General features: G+C 71.9%; 10 protein-coding genes. 3 read left to right on the plus strand and 7 right to left on the minus strand.

Annotated elements, in window-relative coordinates; translation table 11 throughout:
* Positions 1-87: 87 nt before the first annotated feature.
* Positions 88-1,050, plus strand: a complete 963-nt coding sequence (locus F7Q99_RS17355) for a zinc-binding dehydrogenase (RefSeq protein WP_153462565.1) — start codon at positions 88-90, stop codon at positions 1,048-1,050.
* A 129-nt stretch (positions 1,051-1,179) separates the two neighbouring features.
* Here the strand turns inward: F7Q99_RS17355 and F7Q99_RS17360 are convergent, their stop codons facing one another.
* Positions 1,180-2,214, minus strand: coding sequence for a PadR family transcriptional regulator (locus tag F7Q99_RS17360; RefSeq protein WP_153462567.1), 1,035 nt, complete (start codon positions 2,212-2,214; stop codon positions 1,180-1,182).
* A 1-nt stretch (position 2,215) separates the two neighbouring features.
* The gene (locus F7Q99_RS17365; protein ID WP_153462569.1) at positions 2,216-3,139 is read right to left on the minus strand and encodes a DUF4097 family beta strand repeat-containing protein; all 924 of its coding nucleotides are present in this window, start codon (positions 3,137-3,139) and stop codon (positions 2,216-2,218) included.
* A 227-nt stretch (positions 3,140-3,366) separates the two neighbouring features.
* Here F7Q99_RS17365 and F7Q99_RS17370 point away from each other — a divergent pair, with 227 nt between their 5' ends.
* Entirely contained in the window at positions 3,367-4,590 is a 1,224-nt protein-coding gene (locus tag F7Q99_RS17370; RefSeq protein WP_153460101.1) for an IS30 family transposase, read from the plus strand.
* Positions 4,591-4,665: 75 nt separating this feature from the next.
* Here the strand turns inward: F7Q99_RS17370 and F7Q99_RS17375 are convergent, their stop codons facing one another.
* The 5 genes from F7Q99_RS17375 to F7Q99_RS17395 all read right to left on the minus strand — a co-directional run bounded on the left by F7Q99_RS17375 (position 4,666) and on the right by F7Q99_RS17395 (position 13,171).
* Entirely contained in the window at positions 4,666-4,845 is a 180-nt protein-coding gene (locus F7Q99_RS17375; RefSeq protein ID WP_030057990.1) for a DUF6104 family protein, read from the minus strand.
* Between the two features lie 32 nt (positions 4,846-4,877).
* Positions 4,878-6,890, minus strand: coding sequence for a serine/threonine-protein kinase (locus F7Q99_RS17380; RefSeq protein ID WP_153462571.1), 2,013 nt, complete (start codon positions 6,888-6,890; stop codon positions 4,878-4,880).
* A 253-nt stretch (positions 6,891-7,143) separates the two neighbouring features.
* Positions 7,144-10,890 carry a multifunctional oxoglutarate decarboxylase/oxoglutarate dehydrogenase thiamine pyrophosphate-binding subunit/dihydrolipoyllysine-residue succinyltransferase subunit gene (locus F7Q99_RS17385; RefSeq protein WP_326846780.1) on the minus strand — a complete coding sequence of 1,249 codons (3,747 nt, stop codon included), beginning with the start codon at positions 10,888-10,890 and terminating at the stop codon, positions 7,144-7,146.
* Positions 10,891-11,208: 318 nt separating this feature from the next.
* Entirely contained in the window at positions 11,209-12,339 is a 1,131-nt protein-coding gene (locus tag F7Q99_RS17390; RefSeq protein ID WP_153462572.1) for a sensor histidine kinase, read from the minus strand.
* A 94-nt stretch (positions 12,340-12,433) separates the two neighbouring features.
* A complete protein-coding gene (locus tag F7Q99_RS17395) occupies positions 12,434-13,171 on the minus strand; it encodes a response regulator transcription factor (protein WP_326846781.1) in 738 nt (245 codons plus the stop codon).
* A gap of 559 nt (positions 13,172-13,730) precedes the next feature.
* On the opposite strand from F7Q99_RS17395, the gene F7Q99_RS17400 reads away from it, so the two are divergent.
* Positions 13,731-14,525 (plus strand): rhomboid-like protein, encoded by a 795-nt coding sequence (locus tag F7Q99_RS17400; RefSeq protein ID WP_153462574.1) that lies wholly within the window; start codon positions 13,731-13,733, stop codon positions 14,523-14,525.
* The last annotated feature ends 54 nt before the right edge of the window (positions 14,526-14,579 follow it).

A 14,579-nucleotide genomic window follows, 5' to 3' on the forward strand; every position in this document is an offset into this window, starting at 1 on the left:
AATCGAACAGTAGGCGGCCGGGGCCGGGACACGCGTCACACTTACGCGTGGTTCCCGGCCCCGGCCGTCGCGGCTATCGTCCGGACCATGTTTGCTGCCTACGCCGCCCGTATCGACGCCGACGACCCGCTCGGCGCACTGGAGTTGGGCGAACTCCCCGAGCCGCAGGCCCGCCCCGGGTGGAGCGTGGTCACCGTCAAGGCCGCCAGCCTCAACCATCACGACCTCTGGTCGCTGCGCGGGGTCGGCCTGCCCGCCGAGAAGCTGCCGATGATCCTCGGGTGCGACGCCGCCGGCGTCGACGAGCACGGCAACGAGGTGGTCGTCCACTCGGTGATCGGCCAGACCGGCCACGGGGTGGGGCCGGACGAGCCGCGGTCCATCCTCACCGAGCGCTACCAGGGCACCTTCGCCCAGCGGGTGGCCGTGCCGACCTGGAACCTGCTGCCCAAGCCGGCCGAGCTCAGCTTCGAGGAGGCCGCCTGCCTGCCCACGGCCTGGCTGACGGCTTATCGGATGCTGTTCACCAACGCCGGGGTCAAGCCCGGCGACACCGTCCTGGTGCAGGGCGCGGGCGGCGGGGTGGCGACCGCGCTGATCGTCCTCGGCAAGGCGGCCGGCCTGCGGGTCTGGGTCACCGGCCGGGACGAGGCCAAGCGCCGGCGGGCCGTCGAGCTCGGCGCCGACGCGGCCTTCGAGAGCGGCGCCCGGCTGCCCTCGCGGGTGGACGCGGTGATGGAGACGGTCGGCGCGGCCACCTGGTCGCACTCGGTGAAGTCGCTGCGTCCGGGCGGCACCATCGTCATCTCCGGTGCCACCTCCGGCCCCAACCCGAGCGCCACCGAGCTGAACCGGATCTTCTTCCTGGAGCTCAAGGTGGTCGGCTCGACCATGGGCACCAAGGAGGAACTGGCCGGGCTGCTCTCGCTCTGCGCGACCACCGGGGTCCGGCCGGTGATCGACTCGGTGCTGCCGCTCACCGAGGCCCGCGAGGGCTTCGCGCGGCTCGCCAAGGGCGACGTCTTCGGCAAGATCGTCCTCACCCCCTGACGTCCTGGCCCCCTGACGTCCTCACCCCCTGACGTCCTCACCTTTCTGGACGTCCTCATCCCTGACACGGATGCGGGACGGCCCGGTGCCCTCCCCCGAGAGGCACCGGGCCTGTCCGCGTCCCGTCCGTCAGGCCATTAGCCGCTTGAGCCGCTCGCCGGCCGTGCCCAGCACCGAGCGGGCCTCGGCCAGCCGTTCGGGCGACACCCCGCCGTCCCGGGCCGCGTCGCGGACCTGGTCACGGAAGCGGTCGAGCAGCCGCTCCAGCTCCCGGGCCGGGTCCCCGGCCGGGTCGGTCGCCGTCCACGGCGGCAGGTCGGCCGGGGCGGCGGCCGGCTCCTCCTTGTCCAGGTCGATCCGGGTCACCGTGACGTGCTCGACCGGCGCCGGCTCGTCCGAGGGCTGGCCCCAGCGGGCCGCGTCGGCCAGCCCGGCCAGGCCCTTGGTCAGCTCCGACAGGCCCTCGGCCAGGCCGGTCGGCCAGTCGCCCTTCGCCGCGTGCTCGCGCACCTGCTGCTCGACCCGGCGCTTGATCCGCAGCGCCTCCTGCTGAGCCGCCGTCCGGGCCGCCTTGGACTGCTCGCGCAGCCGGCGGGCCTCCTCCTCGGCGGCCTTCGTCTTGGCCTTGGCGGCCTTCTCCTGCTCCTTGGCCCGCTGGGCCTGCTCCTTGGCCTGCCGCTTGAACTGTGCGAACTCCTCCTTGGCGCGCTGCCAGGAGTCCTTGTCACCCCAGGGGCCGGACCACGGGTCCCCGCCCCCCTCGGCGCGATCCGGGCGGGGGGCCGTCTTCGCCGCGTTCCACAGCTCCTCGCGCAGGTCCTTGGCGCTGTCCCGGACGTCCTCGCGGATCGCCCCGGCGAGCTGGGCAACCGAGTCGTGGATCTCCACCTCCAGCTCGTCCAACTCGCCCTGGCGGGAGGCGAGTTCGGCGCGGCCGGCATCGGTGAGCCGGTACACCTTGCGGCCGCCCTCGGTGCTGTGGGTGACGAGGCCCTCCTGCTCCAGCTTGGCGAGCCGGGGATAGACCGTGCCGGCCGAGGGCGCGTAGAGGCCCTGGAAGCGCTCCTCCAGGAGGCGGATGACCTCGTATCCGTGCCGCGGGGCCTCGTCGAGCAGCTTCAGCAGGTAGAGCCGGAGCCGGCCGTGGCCGAAGACGGGGCTCATCTCACGCCTCCTTGGTGAGGTCGGGCCCGGTCGGCTTGGTGAGGTCCGGGCCGGCCGGGAGCTCCCGGACCACCGCCGGCGCGTCGTCCTCCGGGTCCGGGCGGCGCAGCACGGTGACGGCGCCGGAGACGGTGGTCACCGCGAGGTTGCCCTGGCCCTCGCCCAGCTGGCCGGACAGCCGCTTGGCGCCCCAGCTGCCGCCCAGCTTGAGCTGGTCGAAGGTGCTGGAGATGTCGCCGCTGGTGGAGCCGGCGTCGACCTTGGCATCGGCCAGCGAGGGGAGCCGGACGGCGACCGGGCCGCTGACCGTGCTCACCTTGATGTCGGCCGTCGTCGGGCCGTCGAGGTCCAGGGTGACCGCGCCGGTGACCGAGTTGGCCTGGACCCGGTCGGCGGTGCCGGCGACAACGGTGAGCTGCCCGGAGACGGTGTTCACCCGGAGCTGCCCGGCCACCGACTGGGCGTCGACGTCGCCGGAGACGGTGTTGGCGTCGGTGCGGCCGGTCAGGCCGACCAGGGTGGCGTCGCCGCTGGCGCTGTGCACCGAGACGTGCCCGGAGAAGCCGGAGACGGTGGCGTCGGCCGAGACGGTGCCCACCTTGACCTCGGTGGCGGCCGGCACCGTCAGGGTGACCCCGGCGACGCGCTTCTCCTTGAGCGAGCCGAAGAAGGCCTTGACCGAGGTGGCCGACTTGATCCACTCACCGACCTCGCCCCAGCTGCTGACGTCCTTGTAGGTGACCGTCAGGACACCGTCCACCAGGGTCACGTGCAGCGGCTCGCCCCTGAGCTCGGTGACCTCCAGGCGGGCGGGGCCGTCGGCCGCCACCACGTTCACCGTGCCGTCGATGATCCGCACGTTGAGCGTGCGCACCGCCTCGTCGATGGTGATCCTGTCGGGTCCGTCGACCGTCCACTGGTTCATCTCTGCCGCCTCCCGTTGTGAATCGCGATGTATCGCGTTCGTCTTCAAAAGACGATATATCGCGTGGCGGGAATTGCAAGCGGTTCCGCCCCTGAAACCGGCCCGGACGCGGCCCCGATACGACCCCGACCCGGCCCCGGGAACGACCCCCTACGGGACATGCGAAGGGCCCGGGAGGCAGCCTTGGGTTCTAGGAGTCGTTGCAACACCCCAGTTCAGGGGATGCATTGGACTTCGAGATCCGCAAGGACCGGACGGCCCAGGGGCCTGTGAAGCTGCGCCGGGAACGGGAGGCATACTCCCGGCTCATGCAGCAGGGCTACACGAACACCGAGGCGTGCCGGATCGTCGGCATCGCCCGCCGGACCGGCCAGAAGTGGCGTCACGGCCGCGGAGCCGAGCAGCGGCAGAAGGCGGCACCACCGATTCGCATGGTGGTGCCGCCTTCCGGTGTCTCCCGGTATCTGAGCGAGGACGAGCGGATCCACATCGCCGACCGGCTGCGGGAGAAGGCCACCGTGCGGGCCATCGCCGCGGAGCTGGGCCGCAGTCCGTCCACCATCAGCCGGGAGATCCGCCGCAACCGCACCGAGGGCACTCGCGGGCAGTGGCACTACCGTCCGCACGCCGCCCAGGCCAGGGCGGACGCTCGCCGGCCCCGCCCCAAGGCCCGCAAGATCACCGAGAACCCCGAGCTGCACGCCGCCGTCCAGGCGATGCTGGACGAGCAGTGGAGCCCGGAGCAGATCTGCCACGCTCTACGTCGACAGTTCCCCGACCGGCCGGAGATGCACGTGGTCCACGAGACCGTCTACCAGGCGCTCTACGTCCAGGGCCGCGGCGAGCTGCGGCGCGAGCTCGCCGGTGCCCTGCGCTCAGGCCGGGCCCGCCGCAGGCCCCAGCGGCAGGCCAACTGCCGGCGTTCCCGCTTCACCGACCCGATGGTCATGATCAGCGAGCGCCCCGCCGAGGCCGAGGACCGGGCCGTCCCCGGCCACTGGGAGGGCGATCTGATCCTCGGCAAGGAGCACAAGTCCGCGATCGGCACCCTGGTCGAGCGTTCGACCCGCTACGTGATGCTGCTGCACCTGCCCGGCGACCACACCGCCGAGACCGTCCGCGACGCCCTAGTGGCCACCGCCCGGACACTCCCGGTCCAGCTGAAGCGGTCCCTGACCTGGGACCAGGGCAGCGAGATGGCCAGGCACGCGGAGTTCAGCCTGGCCACCGACATCCCGGTCTACTTCTGCGACCCTGCCAGTCCCTGGCAGCGCGGCTCCAACGAGAACACGAACGGCCTGCTGCGGCAGTACTTCCCCAAGGGCACCGACCTGTCGGTCCACACGCCCGAGCACCTGGCCGCCGTCGCCGACCAGCTCAACCGCCGCCCACGCAAAACGCTCGGCTGGGAAACCCCAGCCGAGCGTCTGGCTAAACTCCTCGCGGCCTAGACAACCGACCACGTGTTGCAACGACCACTAGAAACCGCCCTGCGCGTGCGGGCCCTTCCACCGCGGTTCACCGCGTCACTCGTCGTCCTCGTCGTCGAGCCGGGCCAGCCAGGTGGCCAGCCGCTCGACCGGGATCTCGAAGTCGGGGTTGAGGTCGACGAACTCGCGCAGGCGCTCGGCCAGCCACTCGAAGGTGACCTCCTCGTCGCCGCGCCGGTTCTCCAGCTCCTCGATGCCTCGGTCGGTGAAGTACACGGTTCGCTCCGGTCGGATGGGGGTTGACCTGGTCAGGATAGACCGGGCTGGCCGTTGGCCCGCCAGGTGCTGATGGTCACCTTGGCGGCGCCGGTGCTCGCGTCGGCGACCTCCACGGCGGCGACGGCGATGTTCTGGGTCACCCGGTCGCGGATGCACAGCAGCCGGCCCGCGGTGACGCGGTTGAAGCTGAGGTCGGTGTCCGGGCGGGAGTCGATCGCGCTCGCGCACTGCTCCGGGGTGACGCTGGCCTCGCTGATCACCGCGAAGTCGGAGGCGTCGTTGCCGTACGGGGCGAAGGAGTCCGCCCGGCCGCCGCAGCACTGCGCCTTGCCGACGCCGAAGCCCCACTTGAGGTCGTTGCCGCGGGGCACGACCTTGCCGGCCGTCAGGTCGATCTTGTACGCGTCGCTGGAGTACTCGGCGCCCGGGATCGAGAGCGAGACCTTGTCGAGCGCCGGCGTGTAGCCGGTGGGCCGGGCGGGCGCCGAGACGGTGGCGCCGGGCGTGCTGGGCCTGCCGGTCGGGACCGTCACCGGCGAGTTGCCGGCGGACGGGCTGCTGCCGGTGGCCGGGGCGGTGACGGCGCCCTGCGTGGGCAGCGGCGCGGGCGACTGGCTGACCGACTGGGTGGCGGCCGTGTTGCTGCTGCTCGACTTGCCGTCGTTCAGCTTCTTCATCAGGAAGACGCCGCCCGCGGTGCCGCCGATCGCCATCACCAGGGCGACGACGAGCAGGGCCTTCCAGGACACCCCGCCCTTCTTCGCCTTGGGCTCGGGCTTGGCGGGCTCGGGGACGTCGGTGACCACCGGGCCGGGCGGCGGGGTGTCGAAGGTCGGCGGCTCGTTGCGCAGCTGCACGGTGGGCGGCGAGGAGAGCACCGGGGCGGTCGGCGACTCGGTGGGCGGCTGCGGGGCGCCGTACGCGCCGACCGGCGGCGGCACGAAGCCGGGCGGGGGGCCCACGGGCGCCTGGGGGGCGGTGGGCTGGTGCGTCACGGCCGTGGCCGGGTGGGTCGGTGCGCCGGACGGCGGCGGGGGAGTGCCGGGCACCGCCGGCATCGGGGTCGGCGGCGTCGAGGGGAGGGCCGGCACGGGCGTGGGCGGGGTCTTGGGCAGGTCCGAGCGGCGGGTGATCTCGGTGTTGACCTGGCGCGGAAGCCAGTCGTCGCCGAACCGCAGCTGGCCGCCGACCTCCGGGTGGTTGCGGGCGACCTGGATGATCTCGGCGGGCGTCGGCCGGTCCTCCGGGGACTTGGCCAGGCAGCGCTGGACGAGCTCGCGCAGATCGGCCGGGACGGTCTCCAGGTCGGGCTCCTCGTGCACCACCCGGTAGAGCACCGCGGTGTCCGGGCCGTCGCCGAACGGCGGCGCGCCGCCGGCCACGTAGGCGGCGAGCGCGCCGAGCGCGAAGACGTCGGTGGCCGGAGTGACCGCGCGGCCCTGGGCCTGCTCGGGGGACATGAAGGCGGGGGAGCCGATGCGATAGCCGGTGCCGGTCAGCGCGGTGGCGTCGGCGGCCCGGGCGATGCCGAAGTCGATCACCCGCGGGCCGTCCCCGGCGACCAGCACGTTGGCCGGCTTGAGGTCGCGGTGCACCACCTCGACGCTGTGGATCGCCTGCAGCGCCTCGGCGATGCCGCCCATCAGCAGCAGGACGGTGCGCACCGGCAGGGCGCCGTTCTCGCGCACGACCTGCTGGAGGGACGGGCCGGGGACGTACGCGGTGACCAGCCAGGGGGCGTCCGAGTCCAGGCCGCCGGAGTCGATCACCTGTGCGGTGTAGAGCCCGTGGATCCGCTGGGCGTTGCTCACCTCCTGGGCGAAGCGGCGGCGGAACTCGCCGTCCTCGGCGAACTCGGGGCGGACCACCTTGAGGGCGACCGGGCGCCCGCCCGGCGTGTACGACAGGTAGACCCGGCCCATCCCGCCGGCCCCCAGCCGGGCGAAGAGCCGGTAGCCGCCGACCTCCCGGGGGTCGTCCGGGAGCAGCGGCTGGAAGACCGGAGGGAGCTTGGAAGCGTCCCGCGGCGTGTCGGCGGTCATGTGGTGATCCCCCTGGGAGAGCGGTGAGGTCATCCGACCGGCCGCGGGTGCGGTGACGGGCGCGCCCGGGCGTCGGTCTGGCGATGCATAACCTATCGATCCGTCAGGCGGGCGTGCAGCGAGGTTCCCGGTTGGTTGCAGAGCTGCGACCTTGACATGGCGCCACCGTGAAGCCGCGAGCCCCACAACGGGCGCGGCCCCCGTCCTCCCTGACGGGGAGGACGGGGGCCGCGGACGGTTCGCTGCCAGGGCGTCAGATCGCGTAGACCTCTTCGATCAGCGCCTGCTGCTCGGCGGCGTGGCGCTTGGCCGAGCCGACCGCCGGGGACGAGGCCGTCGACCGGGCGACGCGGCGCAGCCGCGAGCCGTTGGCGCTGCGGCCGATGACGACCTGCAGGTGGTCGACCAGGTTCATCGCGATGAACGGCCAGGCACCCTGGTTGGCCGGCTCCTCCTGCGCCCAGACGAACTGGACGTTGTCGCCGTAGCGGGCCAGCTCCTCCTGGAGCTCGGCCACCGGCAGCGGGTAGAGCCGCTCGACCCGGACGATCGCCGTGTCGGTGACGCCGCGCTCGGTGCGCGCCGCCTCCAGGTCGTAGTAGAACTTGCCGGCGGTGATGACCACCTTGCGGACCTGCGCCGGGTCGACGGTGGTGTCGCCGATGACCGGGCGGAACGAGCCGGACAGGAACTCCTCGGTCGCACTGGCCGCGGCCTTGAGACGCAGCATCGACTTCGGGGTGAAGACGACCAGCGGCTTGTGGTGCGGGTTGTGCGCCTGCCAGCGCAGCAGGTGGAAGTAGTTCGACGGCAGGGTCGGCATGGCGACCGTCATGTTGTTCTGCGCGCACAGCTGGAGGAAGCGCTCCGGGCGGGCGGACGAGTGGTCCGGGCCCTGGCCCTCGTAGCCGTGCGGCAGCAGCAGGGTGACGCCGGAGTGCTGGCCCCACTTCTGCTCGGCGGAGGCGATGTACTCGTCCACCATGGTCTGCGCGCCGTTGACGAAGTCGCCGAACTGCGCCTCCCACATGACCAGCGCGTTCGGGCGGGTCAGCGAGTAGCCGTACTCGAAGCCCATGGCCGCGTACTCCGACAGCAGGCTGTCGTAGACGGTGTAGCGGGCCTGGTCCTCGGTGAGGTACTGCAGCGGGGTGTAGTCCTCGCCGCTCTGGCGGTCGATCAGGACGGCGTGCCGCTGGCCGAAGGTGCCGCGGCGGCTGTCCTGGCCGGCCAGGCGGACCGGGTGGCCCTCCATGAGCAGCGAGCCGATGGCGAGGGTCTCGCCCATCGCCCAGTCGATGGTGTTGTCCTCGACCGAGGCGGCGCGGCGCTGCAGCTGCGGCAGCAGGCGCGGGTGGACGGTCAGCCACTCCGGGTGGTTGACCTGGGAGGCGGCGATCCGCTTGACCATCTCCTGGGAGATGCCGGTCTGGATGGAGACCGGGAAGTCGGCGACCGGCTTGCCGTTGGTGGCGCCGGCCGGCGCCTGGGCCGCGTCGCGGACCTCGGCGAAGACCTTCTCCAGCTGGCCCTGGAAGTCCTGGAGCGCCTGCTCCGCCTCTTCCATGGTGATGTCGCCGCGACCGATCAGGCCCTCGGTGTAGAGCTTGCGCACCGAGCGCTTCTTGTCGATCAGGTCGTACATCAGCGGCTGGGTGAACGACGGGTTGTCGGCCTCGTTGTGACCGCGGCGGCGGTAGCAGATGAGGTCGATCACCACGTCCTTGTGGAACTCCTGGCGGAACTCGAAGGCGAGCCGCGCGACGCGGACCACGGCCTCCGGGTCGTCGCCGTTCACGTGGAAGATCGGGGCCTCGATCATGCGGGCCACGTCGGTGCAGTACATCGAGGAGCGCGAGGAGGCCGGGGCGGCGGTGAAGCCGACCTGGTTGTTCACCACGATGTGCACGGTGCCGCCGGTGCGGTAGCCGCGCAGCTGCGACATGTTGAGGGTCTCCGCGACGACGCCCTGGCCGGCGAAGGCCGCGTCGCCGTGGATCTGGATCGGCAGCACCGGGAAGGTGGTGCCGCCCTGGTCCAGGATGTCCTGCTTGGCGCGGGCGATGCCCTCGACGACCGGGTCCACGGCCTCCAGGTGGGAGGGGTTCGCGGCGAGCGAGACCTTGATGGTCTCGCCGTCGAGGCCGGTGAAGGTGCCCTCGGCGCCCAGGTGGTACTTGACGTCGCCGGAGCCGTGCATCGACTTCGGGTCGAGGTTGCCCTCGAACTCGCCGAAGATCTTGCCGTACGGCTTGCCGACGATGTTGGCCAGCACGTTCAGGCGGCCGCGGTGGGCCATGCCGATGACGGCCTCGTCGAGGCGGTGCTCGGCGGCCGAGTCGATCGTGGCGTCCAGCAGCGGGATGAGCGACTCGCCGCCCTCCAGCGAGAAGCGCTTCTGCCCGACGTACTTGGTCTGCAGGAATGTCTCGAAGGCCTCGGCCGAGTTCAGGCGGCGCAGGATCCGCAGCTGCTCCTCGCGCTCCGGCTTCGTGTACGGCTTCTCCAGACGGTCCTGCAGCCAGCGGCGCTGCTTCGGGTCCTGGATGTGCATGTACTCGATGCCGACGGTGCGGCAGTAGGTGTTGCGCAGCAGGCCGAGGATGTCGCGGAGCTTCATCATCTTCTGGCCGCCGAAGCCGCCGACCGCGAACTCGCGCTCCAGGTCCCACAGGGTGAGGCCGTGCTGGACGACGTCCAGGTCGGGGTGCTTGCGCTGCTTGTACTCCAGCGGGTCGGTGTCGGCCATCAGGTGGCCGCGCACGCGGTACGCGTGGATCAGCTCCATGACGCGGGCGGTCTTGTTGACCTCGTCGTCGTGGGTGGTGGCGACGTCGGTGGCCCAGCGGACCGGCTCGTACGGGATCCGAAGCGACTCGAAGATCTCGTCGTAGAAGCCGTTCTCGCCGAGCAGCAGGCGGTGGATCTCGCGCAGGAACTCGCCGGACGCCGCGCCCTGGATGACGCGGTGGTCGTAGGTCGAGGTCAGCGTCATGATCTTGGAGACGCCGAGGCGGGACAGGGTCTCCGGGGCGGAGCCCTGGAACTCGGCCGGGTACTCCATGGCGCCGACGCCGACGATGGTGCCCTGGTTCTGCATCAGGCGCGGCACGGAGTGCACGGTGCCGATGCCGCCGGGGTTGGTCAGCGAGACCGTGACGCCGGTGAAGTCGTCCATGGTCAGCTTGTTGGCGCGGGCCCGGCGGACGATGTCCTCGTAGGCCTGCCAGAAGCCGAAGAAGTCGAGGGTCTCGGCCTTCTTGATGGCCGCGACGACGAGCTGGCGGTCGCCGTTGGGCTTGACCAGGTCGATGGCCAGGCCGAGGTTGATGTGCTCGGGCTTGACCAGGAAGGCCTTGCCGTCCTCCACCTTGTAGCTGTGGTTCATCCCCGGGTGGGCCTTGATGGCCTGGACCAGGGCGTAGCCGATCAGGTGCGTGAAGGAGACCTTGCCGCCGCGGGCGCGCTGCAGGTGGTTGTTGATGACGATGCGGTTGTCGATCAACAGCTTCGCGGGCACGGCGCGGACCGAGGTCGCGGTCGGCACCTCCAGCGAGGCGTCCATGTTGCTGGCGACGGCCTTCGCCGGGCCGCGCAGCTGGACCAGCTCGGGGCCGGCAGCGGCGGCGGGCTCGGCCGGAGCCGGGGCGGCGGCCTTGGGGGCCGGCGGCGCGGCGGGGGCTGCGGCGAGCGGCGCGGCGGCCACCGGGGCCGGCGCGGGCGCGGCCGGTGCGGCGGGGGCGGGCGCGGCCGGAGCAGCTGCGGCGGGCGCGGGGGCAGCGGCAGGGGTCGGCGTGGGGCCGGCCTGGGTCGCGGCCTGGGTCACTGGGGTCACCTCGGTACCGGGCTTGTAGTCGGCGAAAAAGTCCCACCAGGCTCGGTCGACCGAGTTCGGGTCCTGGAGGTACTGCTGGTAGATCTCGTCGACGAGCCACTCATTGGGACCGAAGCCAGTGGAGCTTGCCGAGCTGTTGGGGGTTTCAGGGGACTGTGGCGACACGGGGCAACCGCCCTCTTCCGCTTCCTTTTGGGATGTTTGGACAGCGGGGATTAAGGCTACGCCCCTGACCAGTGATCGCGCAGTCCCCGGGGCTCATGCGTCGCCCAGATCACAGTCCTGACCTGCACTTTGGCCGAAAACGTGCGTTAGAAAGCCGCGTCTGAGGGGAAGAGATCAGGTCCGATCGGCCCGCATACCCGGGCGAAATCGGACAAAACCTCGACGGAATCCTCTAACGATCTTCGTATACGTCTGTGTCGGATCTGTGACACAAGTCCCGGCGCGAACGGCTGCACGATCCCACGAAATCGCCGCCGCTCAGCGCTGACCGGGCAGCCGGACCTCGATCCGGCAGCCCCGCGGGGACTCCGCGACCGCGATCCGCCCGCCGTGCAGGTCCACCGCCCAGCGGGCGATGGCCAGGCCCAGCCCGGTGCCGCCGTCGGCGCCGGGCCCCTTGGCGGTGGCGGTGCCGGCGCGGCTGAACCGCTCGAAGACCCGGCTGCGGTCGGCCGGCGGGATGCCCGGGCCCTCGTCCTCGACCTCCAGCAGCAGGCCACCGGGCTCGCCGTCGGGCCGGGCGCGCACGGTCACGGTGCCGCCGGGCGGGGAGTGCTTGCAGGCGTTGTCGATCAGGTTGGCGACCACCTGGTGGAGCCGCTCCGGGTCCGCGATGCCGGTCAGGCCGGCCGGGCTGACCTCCAGGGCCAGTCGGACGTCCCCGCGCCGGGAGAACGCCCCGCCGGCCGTCGCGCCGTCCACGGTGACCCCGCGCAGGACGCCGTCCAGGAACTCGCGCACCTCGAAGGGGCGGGCGTCCAGGTCGACCACGCCGTCGTCGATCTTGGACAGGTCGAGCAGGTGGGTGACCAGGCGGCCGAGCCGCTCGGTCTGCTCCAGTGCGGCCTCCAGGGTCGCCGGATTGGGCTGGACGACGCCGTCGACGACGTTCTCCAGCACGGCGCGCAGTGCGGCGATGGGCGTGCGCAGCTCGTGCGAGACGTTGGCGACCAGCTCGCGGCGGTGCCGGTCGGCGGCCTCCAGATCGGCGGCCATCTGGTTGAACGTGGCGGCCAGCTCGCCGATCTCGTCGCGCGAGTTCACCTCGACCCGGCGGCTGTAGTCGCCGGAGGCCATCGCGCGGGCGGCGGCGGTCATCTCGCGCAGGGGGGCGGTCAATCCGTGCGCGAGGAACTGCATGAAGAGCAGCGACGCGATCATGGAGAAGACCATGATGATGCGGATCTGGGTCGCCGACTGGATCGCCACCACCACCATGCCGGTGGCGAGGAAGACGGAGACGATCACGAGCAGGGCGAGTTTGCCCTTGATCGAGCGGACCGGGTCGAGCGGCCGGATGTCGGCCCAGACCCGGCGGGCGGCGCGGGCGGCGAGTGTCTGCGACCGCGGGCCGTCGGTGTCCCCGTTGCGTTGCTGTGGAAAGGTCATTGGTCCCCTGTGATCCCCCGCGTGCGGATCCCCCCGCAGTGTGCACGGCGGTTCGGGACACGGGCCCCCCGGAGGCCCGATGCCCGAGGCGCCGCTAGGAGAGCGGGGCCTCCAGCGCGTATCCCACGCCGTGGACGGTACGGATCCAGCTGGCGCCGATCTTCCGGCGCAGCGCCTTGACGTGGCTGTCCACGGTGCGGGTGCCGGACGCGTCGGTCCAGTCCCAGACCTCGGCCAGCAGCTGCTCGCGGGTGAGCACGGCGCGCGGCTGCGCGGCCAGGCAGGCGAGCAGGTCGAACTCGGTCGGCGTCAGGTGGACGTCGCCCGAGGCGAGCCGGACCCGGCGCTGCACGTGGTCGATCTCCAGCTCGCCGAAGCGCAGCGAGCCGAGCGCGGGCGTGCGGGCGGCCTGCTGGGCGCGCTCGACGCGGCGCAGCAGCACGTTGACCCGGGCGGCCAGTTCGCGCATGGAGAAGGGTTTGGTCATGTAGTCGTCCGCGCCCACGCCGAGGCCGACCAGCAGGTCCGTCTCGTCGTCGCGCGCGGTGAGCATCAGCACCGGTACCGGACGCTGGGCCTGGATCCGGCGGCACACCTCGAGGCCGTCGAAGCCGGGCAGCATGATGTCCAGGACCACCAGGTCAGGCTGCCAGGTGTGGAAGCCGTCGACGGCGCCGGGGCCGTCGTGGGCCACGGCGACCTTGAAGCCCTCCGCGCCCAGCCGGGCCGCGATCGACTCCGCGATCGTGGGCTCGTCCTCCACCACCAGCACTCTGCGCTGGCTGCTCACCGTGCCGCCGCTGTTGCTGTTGTCCTGCTGAATTTCTGTCACGGTCACGCCACCGCCCCCAGGGCTGCGGGCCGGCCACCTGTGGGGATGGCGGGGCTCCGCTCGTAGTCTTGTTCCGTCGTGGACTGTGTGCCGGGTCCGCCGTCCCGTCGCGTGCGCGGATCGGAGGGCGGAGGTCGGCCACCCGCTGGTCCCGCGCGCCTCGCAGCGTACGGACAGCGGCTGCCTCCCGGCAGGTGGACCGGGTGATTCCGGCCCGTGGGCAGGTTCCGGCCCGCTCTCGGACCCACTCACGAGTGGGCACGGGCCGATACCTTACCCGGCGATTTTTCACGGCGTAACGGTACGTATGCATTCGAGTTGACGCCAAGTCGCCGGTCAGGGCCGCTACTGACGGGTCAATCGGGAGAAGGTCTGGACCAGCGCCGGGAATCCGGCCGGGCGCCCGGTTTGCCGTCTTCACGGGCTTTTCCCAGCTGGTTCTCAGAACCTCGACGTAACGTGATCACGACTACGCCCCGCCGGGTGGGATTTCCGGCGCGCGCCGGTACGTTTGGGCAGCGACGGAAGCCGGTGGCTGCGGGCGTGGAGCGGAGGCGGCATGGCTGGACTGCGGCGAGGTGCCGAACCGGGCGGGCCGGGGCCGTACGCCGGGCCGCCGTTCGGGATGCTCCGGTACGGGCTGCGCACCGCGGTGGTCGACTGGCTGCTGGCCCGGGTGCCGACGCCGCGCCGCAACCCTTTCGCCCTCGCTTATCTCGCCGTGGTGGGCGCCACCACGACCTTCGGCAAACTCGCCGATCCCGATCTCGTCCTGCGGCTGCAGGAGGCTTCGAGTTCCGACGGTCACAATCTCCTGCACCACCCTTTGCGCGCGTTGCTGTTCAGCGGTTTCTGGGTGGCCGGCCAGGTGTGGATGCCGTACCTGTGGGCATTCGCCTTCACCGTCGCCCCGCTGGAACGCCGGGTCGGGTCCGGGCGGGCGGCGGCGGTGTTCGCGATCGGGCACGTCACGGCGACGCTGCTGTCCCAGGCGGTGGTGATCACCGCCGTGGAGACCGGGCGGCTGGAGTCCGCGGCCATGGACTACCTGGACATCGGCGTCAGCTACGGCGTGCTGGCCAGCCTCGGCGCGCTGGCCGGGCTGCTCTCCCGGCGCGGGCGGCTGCTGGCGCTGGGCGGCGCCGCGGCGCTGATCGCCGAGCAGATCGCCACCGAGAACGACGTGGTCACCGCCGTGGGCCACCCGGTGGCGGTGCTCACCGGGGTAGTGCTGTGGCGCTGGCTGCGACGCGGGCCCGGGCGCCGGCTGCGGCCGGCCCCCGTCGAGGCGCCGGGGGTCGGATCCGCGCCCGCTCCCTCGCCCGGCGGAGCGCCCGTGCTGGACGCGGGCTGACTCGTTCGCGTGGTTTTTGACGGACCGTTCCACAGGCTTTCTTGTTCGCTCACG

Source organism: Streptomyces kaniharaensis (assembly GCF_009569385.1).
In the GTDB taxonomy this organism is placed as follows: domain Bacteria; phylum Actinomycetota; class Actinomycetes; order Streptomycetales; family Streptomycetaceae; genus Kitasatospora; species Kitasatospora kaniharaensis.

Excerpts from the sequence above, each read along its gene's own strand:
- F7Q99_RS17355 (WP_153462565.1), top strand. The coding sequence starts at position 88 with ATGTTTGCTGCCTACGCCGCCCGTATCGACGCCGACGACCCGCTCGGC.
- F7Q99_RS17360 (WP_153462567.1), bottom strand. The coding sequence starts at position 2,214 with ATGAGCCCCGTCTTCGGCCACGGCCGGCTCCGGCTCTACCTGCTGAAG.
- F7Q99_RS17365 (WP_153462569.1), bottom strand. The coding sequence starts at position 3,139 with ATGAACCAGTGGACGGTCGACGGACCCGACAGGATCACCATCGACGAG.
- F7Q99_RS17380 (WP_153462571.1), bottom strand. The coding sequence starts at position 6,890 with ATGACCGCCGACACGCCGCGGGACGCTTCCAAGCTCCCTCCGGTCTTC.
- F7Q99_RS17390 (WP_153462572.1), bottom strand. The coding sequence starts at position 12,339 with ATGACCTTTCCACAGCAACGCAACGGGGACACCGACGGCCCGCGGTCG.
- F7Q99_RS17400 (WP_153462574.1), top strand. The coding sequence starts at position 13,731 with ATGGCTGGACTGCGGCGAGGTGCCGAACCGGGCGGGCCGGGGCCGTAC.